The organism is Pseudomonas sp. GW823-FHT06E10 (assembly GCF_058794995.1).
This window is the reverse complement of record NZ_JBXAHJ010000006.1, coordinates 13251-30171: the sequence shown is the minus strand read 5'-3', so window position 1 is coordinate 30171 and position 16921 is coordinate 13251. Positions and strand designations below refer to the sequence as shown.

Sequence of the window (16921 nt, the reverse complement as noted above, 5' to 3'; positions counted from 1 at the left end):
TTTATGTGGGAGCGAGCTTGCTCGCGATTGCGGTTTCATATTCAGCATTGATGTTGACTGACCCGCCGCCATCGCGAGCAAGCTCGCTCCCACAGTGTTTTGTGTTTTGCCCAAATATTGAGTCCGAACCCAAGGAAACCGTATGAGCCTGTCACTCCTGAGCCGCTACGCCTTCTTTGCCGTCTGCGTGATCTTCACCCTCGCCAGCCTGCCGTTTCTTGAATACGACTGGCTCTGGCCAATTACCGCTGTCACTGCCGTCCTCAGCCTGATCGGCCTGTTCGACTTGCTGCAAAGTCCGCACGCAGTGCGGCGTAACTACCCGATCCTGGGCAATATCCGCTACCTGGTCGAAGGCATCCGCCCGGAAATCCGCCAGTACCTGCTCGAATCCGACAGCGACGCCCTGCCCTTCTCCCGGGCCCAGCGCTCGCTGGTCTACTCCCGGGCCAAGAATGAAACCGCCGACAAACCCTTCGGCACGCTGATTGATGTGTATCAGTCGGGTTTCGAATTCATCGGCCACTCCATGCGCCCCGCGCCCTTGAGCGACCCGAGCAGTTTCCGGGTGACGGTCGGCGGCCCGCAATGCACCCAGCCGTATTCGGCGTCGGTATTCAATATCTCGGCCATGAGTTTCGGCTCCCTCAGCGCCAACGCCATCCGTGCCTTGAACCAGGGTGCCAAGCTCGGCAATTTTGCCCATGACACCGGCGAAGGCAGTATCAGCCCCTATCACCGGGAAAACGGCGGCGACCTGACCTGGGAACTGGGCAGCGGCTACTTCGGCTGCCGCACCAGCGACGGCCGCTTCGACCCGGAACGCTTCGCGGCGCAAGCCCGGACGCCACAGGTACGGATGATCGAAATCAAGATGAGCCAGGGCGCCAAGCCCGGCCACGGCGGCATCCTGCCCAAACACAAGGTCACCAAAGAAATCGCCGAAACCCGCGGTATCCTGATGGGCGAGGACTGCGTGTCACCGTCGCGCCACACCGCGTTTTCCACGCCGATCGAAATGATGCATTTCATCGCGCAACTGCGTGAGTTGTCCGGCGGTAAACCGGTGGGCTTCAAGTTCTGCCTTGGCCATCCGTGGGAGTTCATGGGCATCGCCAAGGCCATGCTGGAAACCGGCATCCTCCCGGATTTCATCGTGGTGGACGGCAAGGAAGGCGGCACTGGCGCCGCGCCCGTGGAGTTCACCGACCACATCGGCGTGCCGATGCGCGAGGGCCTGCTGTTCGTGCACAACACCCTCGTGGGCCTGAACCTGCGGGATAAGATCAAACTCGGCGCCAGCGGCAAGATCGTCAGCGCCTTCGACATCGCCAGCGTGCTGGCCATCGGCGCCGACTGGGCCAACTCGGCGCGCGGCTTCATGTTCGCCATTGGCTGCATCCAGTCGCAGAGCTGCCATACCAACAAATGCCCGACTGGCGTCGCCACCCAGGACACCCTGCGCCAGCGCGCGCTGGTGGTACCGGACAAAGCCCAACGCGTGTTCAACTTCCACCGCAACACCCTCAAGGCCCTGGCGGAAATGCTCGCCGCCGCCGGCCTCGAACATCCATCGCAGTTGTCCGCCAAGCATCTGGTGCGACGCATGTCGGCAACCGAGATCAAGCTGTTCTCGCAGTTGCACGTGTTCCTCAAACCGGGTGAGTTGCTGACCGGCGAAGTGAACGGCGAGTTCTACTCGCGGATGTGGCAGATGGCCCGGGCCGATAGTTTCGAGCCCAGTGAAATAGCGGCGGCATAACCTCGCCACCCCGATCAGAATCGCGCGTCACCAGCGCAGTGTTTTGCTCGGGGCCGGTTCCTTCATCACGATAAAACCGTAATCGCCGATCAGGTAAATCCGGTAGAACCGGCTTTCGACCAACGCCGGATAGCCCTGATAGCCGACCCGCGTTGCATTACGCCGCTCCTGCTCCGCCACCACGTTGGTGATGCCCGCCTTCGGCAGATTTTCGGCCAGCATGTAAAAGTCGGTATTGAGCAAGTAGTGCAGCACCGGCAGCTGTTTGAATGAGCCTGCCGCCGCCACCAACCAATAGTCGGAATAACTCACCGAGAGGTAGATCCGTCTGGCCTCGCGCAGCGACTGATGGCTGGCGATGTCGTACGCAAGACCGGCCAGTGCCGTGGACGCAAAGGTTTTCTGCACCGTCAGCACCCGGCCATAAGCGAACGACAACGACAACATGGCCAGCAGGGGAATCATCAACAGCAGCGGCAACCGCTCATGGATCGACGCCAGCGCCAGATGCCCCAGGTAAAACAGCAATACCAGCAGCACGGCGAAGCCCATCAAGGTGCGGGCACCTTCGTTGAAGTCGCGGAAAAACAACGCGACACCGGACACCAGCAGCATCACGACGGGCAAAGTCAGCAAACACATCAGGCCGATCAACAGCTTCTTCGGCCCGCTGTCCTGGCGCGCCGCTACGTTCAATCCCAACCGCACCGCCCCGGCTATCGCGAGCAACAGCAACCCGCCGGACACCCAGAGCCATCCGCCATGGAACAGCAGCACGACTTTTTCCAGGACCCGGCCAATGTTGATCTGGATCTGCAATGAGGGATGCGCCGTCCAATCGAGCAGCAATGTGCGGTTGGAGCCCATGAACGGATAAGCACTGACGCTGTAGATCAATCCGCCGAGGATGACCTGAGCGGCTTTCCAGCCCAGCAGGTCGCGCCATGGTACCGGGGTGGTTTTATCGTTGGCGGCCCTGAGCAACTCCAGGCAACACAGACCCAGGAACACGTTCAGGCTGACTTGATACAGCCCAAGCGCCAAGGCAATCAGGAACGACGGCACCAGCCACTGCACGCCGCGCCAAGGGTGGCGAAAGGTGATCGCGTAGATCACCGCCACCAGGCTCAGGGTCGTGGCGGGACCGTCGTATTGATAAGACAGGTTCTGCAGGAAGAACGGGTTGTACCAGAGCGGCAACAGCACCAGGCAGCAAGCAACGGTGGGCTGACGGAAGTAATGGAGCGTCAGGCTTGTCAACGCCGACGCCATGGCCAGCGTGGCGATCAACAAGGGCAAGGGAAAGATGTTCGGCGCGGCATGGCTGAAGGTCAGCGCGTTGTAGAAAAACTGGGTGAAGAGTCGGCCCTGTTCGGCCCAGGCCATGCCCGCCGCCAGCGAGCGCCAGTTGTCATCGATGTAGGGATAATCGGCGAGGATCAACGGCAGGACATACACCAGGGTGGCGGCCAGAAAAAACCGCCAGACCTGATGCCGGCTGAGCTCGCGAACGAAGACGTCGCTGAACCGCCCCATTCTAACGCCCGCCCCGGTCTTTACCGCCGACGATGTCCTTGATCACATAACGCGGCCGGTGCTTGGCCTCGATATAGATGCGACCGATGTACTCGCCGAGGATGCCGATGCCGATCAGTTGCACGCCGCCCAGAAACAGGATCGCAGTCATCAGCGACGGATAACCGGGAACGCTGTTGCCGAAGAAAATCTTGTCCAGCACCATGTACACCGCATAGAGCACCGCGAACATCGAAATGCCGCCACCAACGTAAGTCCACAAGCGCAGCGGCACGGTACTGAACGAGGTCACGCCTTCCAGGGCCAGGTTCCACAGTTTCCAGACATTGAACTTGCTGCTCCCCACCACCCTTCCCGGCCGCTCGAACTCCACCACCACCGTGTTGAACCCGGCCCACGACAGCACGCCTTTCATGAATAACTGGTGCTCCGGCAAGGAACGGATCACATCGACCACCTTGCGATCCATCAGCCGGAAGTCCCCGACGTTTTCCTCGATGCGGGTGTAGGCGATGCGATTGAGCACATGGTAGAAAATAGACGCGCTGTGGCGCCTGAGGTAGCCGTCGGCGGCCCGGCTGCGGCGCTTGGCGAGTACCACGTCGGCACCCTTTTGCCATTGCTCGATCAACAACGGAATGACGTTGATCGGGTCCTGCAGGTCGACATCCATGGGAATCACGGCATCGCCGCTGGCATGCTCCAGGCCGGCAAACAGTGCCGGTTCCTTGCCGAAGTTGCGCGAGAAATTGATCAGCATGACCTGATCATCCGCCTGGGCAAGTGCCATAGCCTGTTCGGCCGTGTTGTCGGAACTGCCGTCGTTGATGAACACGATCTCGACTTCGGTGTCGCCTAATCTCAACTCCCTTCGCACCGCCCGATAAAACAGGTTGATGGACTGCTCTTCGTTGAACACCGGGACAATGAGCGAGATTTTCATTGATCACGTCCGCGAAACACCACGTATTTGGAATATAGAAAACCGAACACCAGGCTCAACGCCGAAAACAGGACCACCGTGAGCAAGCCGTGCAATCGCCAGAGGTCACCCAGATGGCCGATACCCAGGCTCAGTGCCCCCATGCCCAAAAGAAACAGCAGATAACCCGCGACCGTGGCACTGGCGGCGAAGGTAAATTGCGCGTTCATGTAGAAGGAAAATGACGCGGCCACGCAGAAGGCGGCCAGGTTGCTGATCGCCTGACTGAGGCCGGCTGCCACGCTCAACAGGAAAAAGATCTGCCAGTGAATCAGGGTGTTGGCGACCCCGATCACCGTGTAACTGGACAGCCCTTTCCACAACAGTCTCATGTGAGGCTCCCGTTTCAAGAACGTTGCACTTATTGATATTTGAGCCTGTTTACTGTCATAAATCGCAGGTCAAGCGGTCTTTCAGACCAGCGGTTGAGCCTTGGGGCAATGCCCGAGACATCCGGTAATATCCCGGTTTTGCAATTGCCCGCGAATCAGTCCACCCTGCGCGCCGCCGATTGGGCGCGTGGCCTTTGCGCCAGCGGCCAATCCCATTTTTACCCGCTGTTACGAGCCTGCTGTCATGACCTTAGCGCGCGATCACCGGATCGACTTTTTTCGTGGTCTGGCACTGATCTTCATCTTTTGGGATCACGTGCCCCACAACCCTTTGGGGCAAATCACCCTGCGTAACTTCGGTTTCAGCGATGCAGCCGAGGTCTTCGTGTTTCTGGCAGGTTTCGCATCCGTATTGGCGTACGGCAAAGTCCTGGCGCGCGAAGGTTTTCTGATCGCCTGCGTAAAAATCCTGCGCCGGGCGTGGGTGCTTTACGTGGTGCATATCTTCCTGCTGGCGATGCTGATGGGGATTGTGTTTTTCGCCAACAGCCACGTGGAAACACGGGATCTGGTGGAAGAAATGGGCATGCATCACTTCATCAGCAACCCGCAGCAGGCCCTGATCGATGAACTGCTGTTGCGCTTCAAGCCGAACCTGATGGACCCGTTGCCGCTGTACATCGTGCTGTTGGCGGGCTTGCCCCTGGTGCTGCCGCTGCTGGTGCGCAAGGCCTGGGTGGTGGTCTCGATGTCATTGGCGCTGTACCTGATGGTGCCGCTGGCTGGCTGGAACCTGGCGGCCATCAAGGACGGCGTGTGGTATTTCAACCCGGTCGCCTGGCAGCTGCTGTTCGTACTCGGCGGTGCCGCTGCGATTCACAGCCAGCGCCCGCGCCTGCCCCAGACCCGCCCATTGGTTCGCCAGCCGTTGTTTGTCGGTGCGGCGCTGTATGTCGTGGTCGCGGGTGTGTTGACCGTGCTGTGGCGTTGGCCGGACCTACACGATGCCGTGGTGCCGGCGAGCCTGCAAAACATCCTGTACCCCATCAGCAAGACCGACCTTTCCCCCGTGCGCCTGCTGCATTTTCTCGCACTGGCCTACGTCACGGCGAAACTGATTCCCGACAGCGGATGGACACAAAACTGGCTCGCGCAGCAAAGTTGCCGCATGGGCCGTTTCTCGCTGGAGATTTTCTGTCTGGGCGTTCTGCTGGCGCCATTGGCGGACATGGTCAATGCGTTGACCGACGATGCTTTTGCCATGCAGATCTTCACAGCGTTGGTGGGTGCCGGGTTGATGGCGTTGCTGGCGGCGTGGCTGGAGTTCAACAAGCGCTTGAATCGATCACTGCAACCTGCGTCCGCCTGATATGAAAAAAAACCGGTCACTGGACCGTCTTATGTAGGAGCGAGCTCGCTCGCGATGGACCCAAGAACGCCGCGTTTAGCCAGGAAACACGCGTTATCGTTATCGACCATCGCGAGCTAGCTCGCTCCTACAACGGGTCAGCGTTTTTTGTAGGAGCGAGCTCGCTCGCGATGGACCCAAAAGCGCCGCGTTCAGCCAGGAAACACGCGTTATCGTTATCGACTATCGCGAGCTAGCTCCTACAGAAGCCGAACGCGCCGCACCTTGCGAAACATTGGTCGGTTGCAGCTTGAACACGTAGAACAGCACCGTCAGCAGCACCAGGAACGCAGGCCCCACATACAGCGCCACGCGGGTGTCCGGGAAGTACGCCATCAGGCCGACCACCAGCACCAGGAACGCCAGCGCCAGGTACGAACTGACCGGGTACAGCCACATGCGATATTTCAGGCCGGCCGCTTCGCTGGCGCTCAGGCCTTTGCGGAATTTCAGCTGGGCCAGCAGGATCATCACCCAGGTCCAGATCGCGCCGAAGGTGGCAATTGCCGTCACCCAGACAAATACCTTTTCCGGCACCAGATAGTTCAGCAGTACGCCCAACAGCAACGCGCCAATCGACAGCAGCAATGCACGACGCGGCACGCCGTTGTTCGAGGTCTTGGCAAAGCCCGCCGGAGCCTGGCCGTTCTGCGCCAGGCTGTAGAGCATGCGCCCGGTGCTGAAGATGCCACCGTTGCAGGACGACAACGCCGCGGTGATCACCACGAAGTTGATGATGCCGGCGGCGGTCTTGATGCCCAGCCGCTCGAACGTCATCACGAACGGGCTGCCCTGGGTGCCGATTTCGTTCCAAGGGTAGATCGACAGGATCACGAACAGCGCACCGACGTAGAACAGCAGGATGCGCCAGAACACCGAGCCGATCGCGTTCGGAATGGTCTTCTGCGGGTTCTTCGCTTCACCGGCGGTCAGGCCGATCATCTCCACGCCCAGGTAGGCGAACATCACCATTTGCAGCGACATCAACACACCCTGTACACCGTTGGGCATGAAGCCGCCGTGGGTCCACAGGTTGGAAATACCCAGGGCCACGCCGTCGTTGCCGAAACCGAAGGCGATGATGCCGATGCCGCCGAGCACCATCGCAATGATGGTGACGATCTTGATCAAGGCAAACCAGAACTCGAACTCACCGAAGGCCTTGACCGCGATCAGGTTGATCGAGCCCATGCTGATCAACGCAGCGAGCGCCCAGATCCAGCGTGGTACATCGGGGAACCAGATACCCATGTACACCGCCACGGCAGTGATTTCCGCGACGCAGGTCACCAGCCACAGGAACCAGTAGTTCCAGCCGGTCAGGAAGCCCGCCAGCGGGCCGAGGTAGTCTTGGGCATAACGGCTGAACGAGCCGGCGACCGGATTGTGCACGGCCATCTCACCGAGAGCGCGCATGATCACCAGGATCGCCAGACCGCCAATGATGTAAGACAGCATGATGGCCGGACCGGCCATTTCAATGGCCTTGGCCGAGCCCAGGAACAGGCCGACGCCGATACAGGCACCGAGTGCCATCAGGCGAATATGCCGCTCGCCGAGTTCACGTTTGAGCGGACCGCCCTGAGCGGTCTCGCCTTGGGGCAGGTGATTGCCTACGGGCATGGGGGACAACCTCGTCTTGTTATTGGATATGACCACCGAGTGGCGAAGCGCTGACCGATAAGCCATCGCTTCCCGAACCGGTTCTGCTTCGTGGGCAGAGTCGTCTTGTAGGAAAAACCCGCAAGATCAGTGGGAAAAACGGCGCCGAGTATTGCACAACAATGGTGCATCGTCATGCCCCTGCCAAAGTCGTACTTACCCTCGAAAAGGCTCTACTTCAGCCATTACAGACCGCCCCCTTTCTCCAGGTGCGATCACAACTGTGGCGAGGGGGCTCGCCCCCGTTCGGCTGCGCAGCAGTCGCAAAACAGGAAAACGCTGTGTGCCAGACAACCACCAGTCGCAGGTTTTAGCGCCGCTTCGCAGCGCAACGGGGGCAAGCCCCCTCGCCACAAAAACAACAACAGCTTTCTCACGCCGTCATTCCTTCACAGGTATCAGAGCTTTCACTCAACACATGCAGATCTACCCTGGACAACCGGGTACTAGCCTTGAATGTGCAATTGATATCCTCAAGGGAAGCAATGGAATGCCAACTCAACCCAACTCCCACCGCTTGCGTCTGGGCCGATATTCCGAGAGCGGTCGGGCATATCTCATCACCGCCGTTGTTCATGGTCGCCAACCGATCTTTTCGGATTGGCATTTGGGACGCTTACTTGTTTCAGAACTACGTCGAGCTCATGAAACCAACGTAGTGAACTCCATCGCATGGGTGGTCATGCCCGATCACTTTCATTGGCTGATGCAGTTGGAGGAAGGCAATCTTGGGCGTGTCATCGGTGCCATCAAGTCACGTTGCACCCGTGAAGTGAACGAAATCACTGGCCGCCGTGGCCCACTCTGGCAAACCGGCTACCACGACCGGGCCATTCGCGATGGAGAAGATCTTCTGCCGTTCGCTCGCTACATCGTTGCCAATCCACTCAGGGCGGGACTTGTGGATAAAATTGGCGACTACCCTCTCTGGGATGCGTGCTGGCTGTAAACGGACGCCCCTGCACCAAACACTTTGTGGCGAGGGGGCTTGCCCCCGTTGGACTGCGAAGCAGGCCCCTCAATCAGGCAACCCCTGTTGTATCAGACACACCGCAAATACCGGATTTGCGACTGCTTCGCAGCCGAACGGGGGCAAGCCCCCCCCGCCACAAGTGCTTCAATCAGCCTGATTATCGGTGCGTCCGTGCATCATTTTGCCCTTCACATTTTCTTCACCCTCGCCAACCACCGTCTAAGCTTGAGTCAAGTCCGATCAATCTGCGTGAATGGATCAGTCGACTATGGGCGCTTTGTGGCAAACAGATTCGAGTAAAACCGTGGTTCCGAATGAAAGTGAGGATGAAGCGCCGTTACCTGAAAAACCCCGTCGTTCCAGACACGGATGGGGTGCGTTCTGGCTATTGCTGTTGATTATCGCGATTGTCGTGGGGCTGGCCGCCATGAGGGAGATGCGCACCTCGAAGTTCCAGGCCCAGGAAGTCAGCAAATACGCCGCGTCACTGAGCTATGAGCTCAAACCCGGCCCCAGTGATGCGATTCGCTATCCGGGGGAAGGTCCATTCGATCGGCGCCTGGGCTACAGCTCGCTGGGTGAGTTCCTGCCGCGCCTGATCAAGCGCAATTTCATCGTTGAGGCGCAAACCCGCTTTTCTCCGGCGTTGTTGAAGTACAGCGACAAGGGCCTGTTCGTGCCTTATGCCGAGAAAATCCAGGCCGGGCTGTCGATCACCGACTGCCGCGCAGCGCCGCTGTACCAGTACCACTATCCGCAGCAGCTTTATTCAACCTTTGCCTCGATCCCGCCGGTGGTGGTCAACAGCCTGCTGTTCATCGAAAACCGCTTCCTGCTCGACCCCAGGCAACCGCTGGCCAACCCGGCGGTGGACTGGCCGCGGTTCGGCATGGCGGCGTGGTCCCAGCTGGCGAAGATGTTGCACGTGCCCGGCCAATCCGCCGGTGGCAGTACCCTGGCCACGCAGTTGGAGAAGTACCGGCATTCCCCCGATGGCTTGACAGTCAATGGCGCGGAAAAGATTCGCCAGATGGTTTCCGCCACCGTACGCGCCTATCAGGCCGGGCCACAAACCCTCGAAATCCGGCAGAACGTGGTTCGTGACTACCTCAACAGCGTGCCGTTGTCAGCTGTACCGGGCCACGGTGAAGTGCACGGCATGGCTGAAGGGTTGCGCGTGTGGTACGGCTCCGACTTCAAACAGGCCAACGAAGCGCTGTCCAGCACCGCTACGGATCCAAAAACCATGGCGGAAAAAGGCCTGGCCCTGCGTGAAATGCTGTCGTTGATGATTGCCCAGCGCCGCCCGTCGCACTACCTGACCAAGGGTCACGATGAACTGGCCGATCTCACCGACAGCCATATACGCCTGCTGGCACAAAACCATGTGATCGACGCCGAGTTCGCCGCCGCCGCCCTGGCCAGCAAAGTGATCTACCGCGACTGGGCCACCCAGCCGACCATTCAACCGATTGAAACCAACAAGGGCATCAGTGTCGCGCGCAGCCGTCTGGCCGGCATGCTCAATCGCCCGCTGTATGACCTCGACCGCCTTGACCTCTCCGCCACCAGCACCCTGCAAGGCCAGTTGCAAAGCGAGGCCACCGAGTACCTGAAAAAACTGGCCGACCCTGAGTTTGCCACGCAAATCGGCCTGATCGGCGAACGCCTCCTGACCACCACCAGCACCACTCAGGTACGCTACAGCTTCACCTTGTTCGAACTGACCCCGGACGGCTCGCGGGTGCGGGTGCAGACCGACAGCACCGACCAGCCATTCGACATCAACGAAGGCAGCAAACTGGAACTGGGCTCCACCGCGAAAATGCGCGTGCTGACCACCTACCTGCAAATCATCGCCGAGTTGCACGACAAATACGCCGGCATGGCCGTTCCGGAACTGAAGAAAGTCGACGTGCCGGATCAGGATCGCCTGAGCCGCTGGGCGGTCGACTACCTGATCGAAAACAAGGACCGCGACCTGCAAAAAATGCTCGGCGCCGCCCTGGACCGCAAATACTCCGCCGGCCCCGGCGAGGCGTTTTTCACTGGGGGTGGCCTGCACACGTTCCACAACTTCCGCAAGGAAGACAACGGCCGGATACCGCCCCTGCGCGACGCTTTGCGCGAATCGATCAACCTGCCGTTCATTCGCCTGATGCGTGATCTGGTGCGCTACACCACCTACTCCGGCCCGAACAGCAGTGCCGAACTGCTCAAGGATGACCGCAACCCGCGGCGTCAGGAGTACCTGGCCGAATTCGCCGACCGCGAGGGCACTTCATTCCTGCTCAAGTTCTGGAAGAAGTACAAGAACAAGGACACCCAGGACCGCCTCGACACCTTCCTCGACAGCATGCGCCCGACCCCGATCCGCATGGCCGCCGTGCACCGCTACCTGCTGCCGCAGGCCAGCCAGGAAAGCTTCAACGCCTTTGTGCGCTCGCACCTCAAAGGCGCCAAGCTCACGGAAAAGCTCACCGACGAACGTCTTGTGCGGCTCTACGAGGCCTACGGCCCAGGCTCCTACGACTTGCCGGACCAGGGCTTCATCGCCAAGGTCCACCCCCTGGACCTGTGGCTGATGGGCTACCTGCTCAATCACCCCGACGCCAAGTGGAGCGACATCGTCAAAGCCAGCCAGTTCGAGCGCCAGGAGGTCTATAGCTGGCTGTTCAAAAGCCGGCACAAGGGCGCCCGCGACAGTCGCATCCGCACCATGCTGGAGATCGAAGCGTTCCTCGACATCCACCAGCGCTGGCAGAAAGTCGGCTATCCGTTCGACCACCTGGTACCGTCGCTGGCCACCGCCATCGGCAGCTCCGGCGACCGTCCCGCAGCCCTGGCCGAATTGATCGGCACCATCCTCAATGATGGCGTGCGCATGCCGACCCTGCGCATTGACAGCCTGCATTTTGCCGCGAACACCCCCTTTGAAACCCAACTGATCAATGACCCGGACGTCGGCAAACGGGTGATGCCGTCCGAAGTAGCCACCGCCATGCGCGAGGCCCTGTCGCAAGTGGTCGACGCCGGTACCGCCAAACGCGTGGCCGGCAGTTTCAAACTGCCCGACGGCAGCCCGCTTGCGATGGGAGGCAAGACCGGTACCGGTGACAACCGCATCGAGGCCATCGGGTCCGGTGGGCGAATCTTGAGTTCCAAATCGCTCAACCGCACGGCGACCTTCGTGTTCTACATAGGCGATCACCATTTCGGCACCCTGACGGCGTTCGTGCCAGGCCGCTCGGCGGAAAGCTTTACCTTCACCTCGGCGTTGCCGGTGCAGGTGCTCAAGGGCATGGCACCGATCCTCACGCCTTACCTGCAACCGGGCACCCACACGATGTGCCAGCCAACCGAGGTGGCGGCGAGCCGCTAAGCCCGACTCAACGAAATGGAACGATGGCGGTACATATGTATTTTTCACTCTTTGATTTTTGGAGAATCGAGTCGCACCCGGCACCTTTAACAACCAATCTTTGCGCTTTTTTTAGGCAACATGCTTACCTAGTCTGGTCGTCCCCGGTACTGATCAAAGGACGATCAAACAATGCCCATTACCCCCTCGGCGATTCAAGGATCAGACCCGATCGCCATCGCCCCATTCGATAAAAGCATCCACTTCCATCAGGTCAGAAAGGCGATTCCGTCCTGGCTGTTGAACACCTCCCCATCCCGTGTCGATGCGCTGAAATCTGTCAGGCTGACGCTGCCCGACTGGCACAGGACCGCGTCGACAACCGCTCACCGCAAATTGAAAAAAGCCAACCAGCTTAACTGGACCTCGCAGAACACCGTGGATCAGGCCCTGCGCGATCTGCTGGATATTTCAGCCTTTGCCAAACCCCTGCTGCAGCAAAAACTGAGGGACCGCTTCGGCGTCGAAGACGATGTCGAGGAAACCTGGCTGCGCCTGTATGCCCCGGTTAAGACGGCCTGGTGGGTGCATGACTTTTCCGCAGGAACCACCAGTCGCACCATCTCGCTGCTGGACGCCGCGCTGCACAACTTTTCCCAAGACGAGGCGTTCACCCAAGATTCCGAATTCATCACCCGCCCCGACGCACGCGGGCATTTCAACGTCAAACAGCTCAAGCACAAACTGAGCATCGAGCAGTTCAAGTCCGTGTGTCGCGAACTGGACATCGGCGCCCGCTATCAACAGCACCTGCAAGACACTTTAAAGCCGAGCGACAAGGCAGCGAGCAATGTCCTGCGCCAAAAAGTCGTTCTCAGCCAGAAAAGCGCACTGAATGTCGCCGCGCAAATGGCCCTGATGAAGCACGACATCGACCAGGATGCCTATGACGTGGTGCAAGGCATGCTCGAGGATCGTTCACGGCTGAAGTGGAACGGCAAACCCGTCGACTATTACAACCTGGCGATGATGGACACGCGCCTGAGCGGCATCATCCTGATCGCGGCGGATACAGCCAGTGCCAGCGGCCCGGTCCCGGTGATTGCCTATGTGCCCCATGACCCGCAGCACCCGCTCAAGCAATACCCTTCGTCTCTGGAATTCATGGCGGAACTGACACGCCAGTTGCGCGATGGCGCATCGGTTAAAAGCTATCAACAGTTCTTCAGCCAGTTCGTGCCCCATGAGCAACGCGGGCATTTTTTTGCCGGATTGAACGCGCGTCTGAGCACGGTGAAATGGCAGCCGGCTGCCGCAGGTACCAATTTGCCGAGCTGGCGCGAAACGCCTGTGGATAAACCCGATCTGCATTTCAGTGTGTCGAGCATCAAGACCGACCGCGCGACGACCTTCAACAATGACCTGTGGGGCTACCGCTACCGGCAGACCCTCAACAAGATTTTCAACGATGCCCGGGAGATCGCCATCTCCACCGAATACGCCGACCGCATGGCCCGCTGGGCCTGGTGGGACAACCTGGAAAAAATGCTCTCGGACATCCTCACGATCGCCTTGCTGGTGGCGACCCCATTTGTGCCTGTCCTGGGCCCACTGATGCTGGCGTACACGGCCTATCAATTGACCGATGGCGTGGTCGAAGGCCTTGTCGACCTGGCCGAGGGACGCTTGGCCGAGGCCGGCGAGCAGACCCTCGGCGTCCTGGAAAGCGTGGTCCAGTTGGGCGTGTTCGCGGCGGCAGGCGCCGTCGGTAATGTTGCGCAAGCGAAGCTTTCGCCGTTTTTCGAAGGCCTGAAACCGGTGCAACTGGCAAACGGTGAGACGCGATTGTGGAATCCTGATCTCAGCCCTTATCAACGCACCGACGTGGAATTACCCGCGGATGCCCGGCCTGATGATCAGGGCATTCACCAGCATCAGGGCCGGCGCATAGTGCGCCTGAACGATCAACACTTCGAAGTGCTGGAAGACCCGGTGACCGGGCAACAACGCATCCGCCATCCGCAGCGTTTCGATGCCTATGCACCGACCCTGCGCCACAATGGCCGTGGGGCCTGGGTCTGCGAAACGGAAAACCCACGGGAGTGGGAAGGCTCGACCCTGATGCGCCGCCTCGGCCACAGCACCGATGGTTTCAACGATGAACAACTGGAGCAGATTCGCCAGATCAGCGGCACCGATGAAGCCGAGCTGCGCCGGGTGCACGTTGAAAGCGCACCACCGCCAGCGCTGCTGACCGATACCCTGCAACGCCTGGCTTCACCGGCCATTGCACCCGCTACGTTACCCACTGAAATCGCGCCGCTGTTCAGCGATTTCCCCGAGCTGCCGGCGACCGTTGCGGAACACATCCATACCCGTGCCAGCGCCGCGGAACGTCAACGGATTACCCAGGAAAACCGCCTGCCTTTGCGCATGAGGACCCAGGCCCGAGAGCTGCAATTCGAAACACAAACAGTACGAGCGGCCCAGGGTCTGTACCCGAGCGCATCAATCACTCCCGACACCGAGCGCCTGGTGCTGGGCACCTTGCGCTTTAACACCGATACCTTCGGCGACCTGCGTCTCGAGATTCGTCAGGGCACATTCGATGGCGAGTTGCGTTACAGCGTCGGCCCCGAAGACGCCACGCGGGTGCGGGTGCTGATTCGCGACGAGGTCGGACAGTATCAGGTGCGTGATGGCGAGGATCAGCCGATCCATGAAGCCGATGACTTTTTCGAAGCCGTCCTGCACGCCACGCAGGAGAATGGTCAAAGCAGCCTGGGCTACAAACCGGGGGATGCTGAACTGTTCAGGGAATGGGTCATGGTCAAATCGGCCCCGCCCAGCGAACGCCGCACCGTACTCGCCGACCCGCCCGTTCGGCCGGTTGCCGAGCATGAAACGATGTTGTTGGTGCGCGGGGGTGGACTGAGCAAGGAAGGTAAAACACTGCACGAACGCATTCAGGATCTGCATCCGCATTTCAGCGAGGCCGAGGTTGATGTATTTGCTAATGTTTTAACCGCCCGAGGTGAACCGCTTAAGGCGATAGAAGAGCAGGAAAAGGACCTCGCTGAGTTAAGAGGAATACTCGATCAGTGGGAGCGTCAACAACCTTACAGCCCAGTTTCGGACCCCCATGGATTCCTGGGTGGCGGGGGACGACACATCGTCGAACGCTTGATCGATTGTTTCGAGCGAAAAAACACCGAATTCGGTAGCCGCACGGATCCATCATCCTACTCACTTGATCTCTCTAGAGAATTACTGCCGCTAGATTTGGAAACTTGGTGGTCAAAACGTCCGGCGCTAAAAAAATATCTGAGTAAAGTTACGAGTCTTAAACTCGACAATACAAGATTTTTATCCGAACAGTACGGGACGTTGTATAGCTTTCCGAATCTTCGGGAGCTTAGCGCCAATCGCTGCGAGCTAAATCACCTGCCCCCCGACATCGGAAACATGCATCAGCTAGAGCGTCTTCGGTTAAGTGAAAACACGATCACCTTGAACCGTGTCGGGATCGAAAGATTAAGTAGACTGACCTACATGGAGATACTTGAGCTAGACAATAACCCGCTGACCCAACTGCCCGACGTTTCGCGCATGCCTAGACTAAAGGTACTCGACCTAAGAAATACCGGACTAACTACTTGGCCCGTAGGAATAATAGCTCGAGAAAGACCGGCTGATTTCCTCTTGGATATGCGGGGCAATCCGTTCAATAGTGTGCCCAATATGAGGCTAAGACAATCAGATGCACTGATACTAGGCCGAACGCGCCTCGATTTCGAAAATTTATCCTCCATTAACCAGTTTTTGTTCAACGAAGTACGGCAGCAAGCAGGCCTTCCCAATAGTATTGGAATGTTACCTTCAATAGATGCCCGTCCCGATGTATTAATCTGGGACAGCGTTCCCGGATTGGACTCCGAACGGATTAAGCGTTGGGAGGAATTGAAACACGAACCCAACGCTGGGCCTTTTATGTCCTTTATAAATGGGGCACCTAACTTTGCCGATTATCGAGCTGACGGCGAGGCGCGGGAAAATCTATTAGCGCGCGTCTGGCGCGTGCTTGATGCGGCGTATATCGATACTCCGCTTAGAGAAAAACTCTTCGCAATGGCGAGTGATCCAGTGAGGTGTGCCGACGCTGGCGCGCAATTATTCAACAACATGGGCATCGAAGTGCTCACCTTCGAGGCTTATTCTGGCACCACCGATCCCGCACAACTAGAAACTAGTTTGGTGAAACTTTGCAAAGGTTCGGCACGCTTGGAGTTGGTCAACGATATCGCCCGGGCTGACATGAGCAGTCGTTCAGGTGACCCAGATGAAGTTGAAGTTTATTTGGCCTATCAGACTGGGTTGGCAAAACGTTTGAGCCTACCTTGGCAATCCGAAGAAATGCTTCACAGACCCGTATCCGGTGTCACCGACGCGATGATCGATAAGGCCTACGCCACAGTTCTATCCTTCGAAAATGGTGACGGACTCGTTAACAAAATGCTTGAACTGGATTTTTGGGAGCGCTTTCTCCGTGAAACCTACCCTTCTCAATTCGAGGAAAACAAACAGCTCTACCTGAGCAAATTCGATCAACTTGAAACATTGCGAACGACTCAGCATGAGTGGGCGAACTCGATTCATTTAACGGAGGTGCAACGCACCGAGCTTAGAACCAGACTTAAAGAATTGACGAACGATTTGATCGTTCCAGACAGTGTGATTTTTGCCGACGAGCCAATGAGCGAGGACGTTTACAACAGACTGCTCACTGACATCGGATATGACGAAAAAGAGCTATCGAGACGTTTGACCCGTGCGGCCATGAGGAAAGCCAACATTTAACCGAGGAATAATCAGCCCCCCCTGAAGGCTCCTTCGGAGCCTTCAGGG

General features: G+C 58.6%; 9 protein-coding genes. 5 read left to right on the top strand and 4 right to left on the bottom strand.

The genetic code is table 11. The features are described 5' to 3' along the window. Nucleotides 1-142: 142 nt before the first annotated feature. Complete coding sequence (locus AC1Q6Y_RS11610; protein WP_090453300.1) at nucleotides 143-1762, top strand: FMN-binding glutamate synthase family protein; 1620 nt, start codon at nucleotides 143-145, stop codon at nucleotides 1760-1762. A 27-nt stretch (nucleotides 1763-1789) separates the two neighbouring features. Here the strand turns inward: AC1Q6Y_RS11610 and AC1Q6Y_RS11605 are convergent, their stop codons facing one another. The 3 genes from AC1Q6Y_RS11605 to AC1Q6Y_RS11595 are packed head-to-tail and all read right to left on the bottom strand — an operon-like array spanning nucleotide 1790 to nucleotide 4612. Then, a complete protein-coding gene (locus AC1Q6Y_RS11605; protein ID WP_492624597.1) occupies nucleotides 1790-3298 on the bottom strand; it encodes a glucosyltransferase domain-containing protein in 1509 nt (502 codons plus the stop codon). 1 nt (nucleotide 3299) lies between these two features. Then, nucleotides 3300-4241 carry a glycosyltransferase family 2 protein gene (locus tag AC1Q6Y_RS11600; RefSeq protein ID WP_492624596.1) on the bottom strand — a complete coding sequence of 314 codons (942 nt, stop codon included), beginning with the start codon at nucleotides 4239-4241 and terminating at the stop codon, nucleotides 3300-3302. After that, nucleotides 4238-4612 (bottom strand): GtrA family protein, encoded by a 375-nt coding sequence (locus AC1Q6Y_RS11595; RefSeq protein ID WP_057716240.1) that lies wholly within the window; start codon nucleotides 4610-4612, stop codon nucleotides 4238-4240. Before AC1Q6Y_RS11595 ends, AC1Q6Y_RS11600 begins: the two co-directional genes overlap by 4 nt. A 244-nt stretch (nucleotides 4613-4856) precedes the next feature. Here AC1Q6Y_RS11595 and AC1Q6Y_RS11590 point away from each other — a divergent pair, with 244 nt between their 5' ends. Beyond that, on the top strand, nucleotides 4857-5981 hold the full coding sequence (locus tag AC1Q6Y_RS11590) for an OpgC family protein (RefSeq protein ID WP_492624595.1): 1125 nt from the start codon (nucleotides 4857-4859) through the stop codon (nucleotides 5979-5981). Between the two features lie 222 nt (nucleotides 5982-6203). On the opposite strand, the gene AC1Q6Y_RS11585 is transcribed toward AC1Q6Y_RS11590, so the two are convergent. Then, a complete protein-coding gene (locus AC1Q6Y_RS11585) occupies nucleotides 6204-7643 on the bottom strand; it encodes an amino acid permease (protein WP_492624594.1) in 1440 nt (479 codons plus the stop codon). Nucleotides 7644-8172: 529 nt separating this feature from the next. Between AC1Q6Y_RS11585 and AC1Q6Y_RS11580 the strand changes: the two genes are divergently transcribed. From AC1Q6Y_RS11580 to AC1Q6Y_RS11570, 3 genes are all read left to right on the top strand, one after another. Beyond that, nucleotides 8173-8631, top strand: coding sequence for an REP-associated tyrosine transposase (locus AC1Q6Y_RS11580; protein ID WP_150813662.1), 459 nt, complete (start codon nucleotides 8173-8175; stop codon nucleotides 8629-8631). A gap of 292 nt (nucleotides 8632-8923) precedes the next feature. Then, nucleotides 8924-12037, top strand: a complete 3114-nt coding sequence (locus tag AC1Q6Y_RS11575) for a transglycosylase domain-containing protein (protein ID WP_057716244.1) — start codon at nucleotides 8924-8926, stop codon at nucleotides 12035-12037. A 171-nt stretch (nucleotides 12038-12208) separates the two neighbouring features. Further along, nucleotides 12209-16873 carry a dermonecrotic toxin domain-containing protein gene (locus tag AC1Q6Y_RS11570; RefSeq protein ID WP_492624593.1) on the top strand — a complete coding sequence of 1555 codons (4665 nt, stop codon included), beginning with the start codon at nucleotides 12209-12211 and terminating at the stop codon, nucleotides 16871-16873. Nucleotides 16874-16921 lie beyond the last annotated feature (48 nt).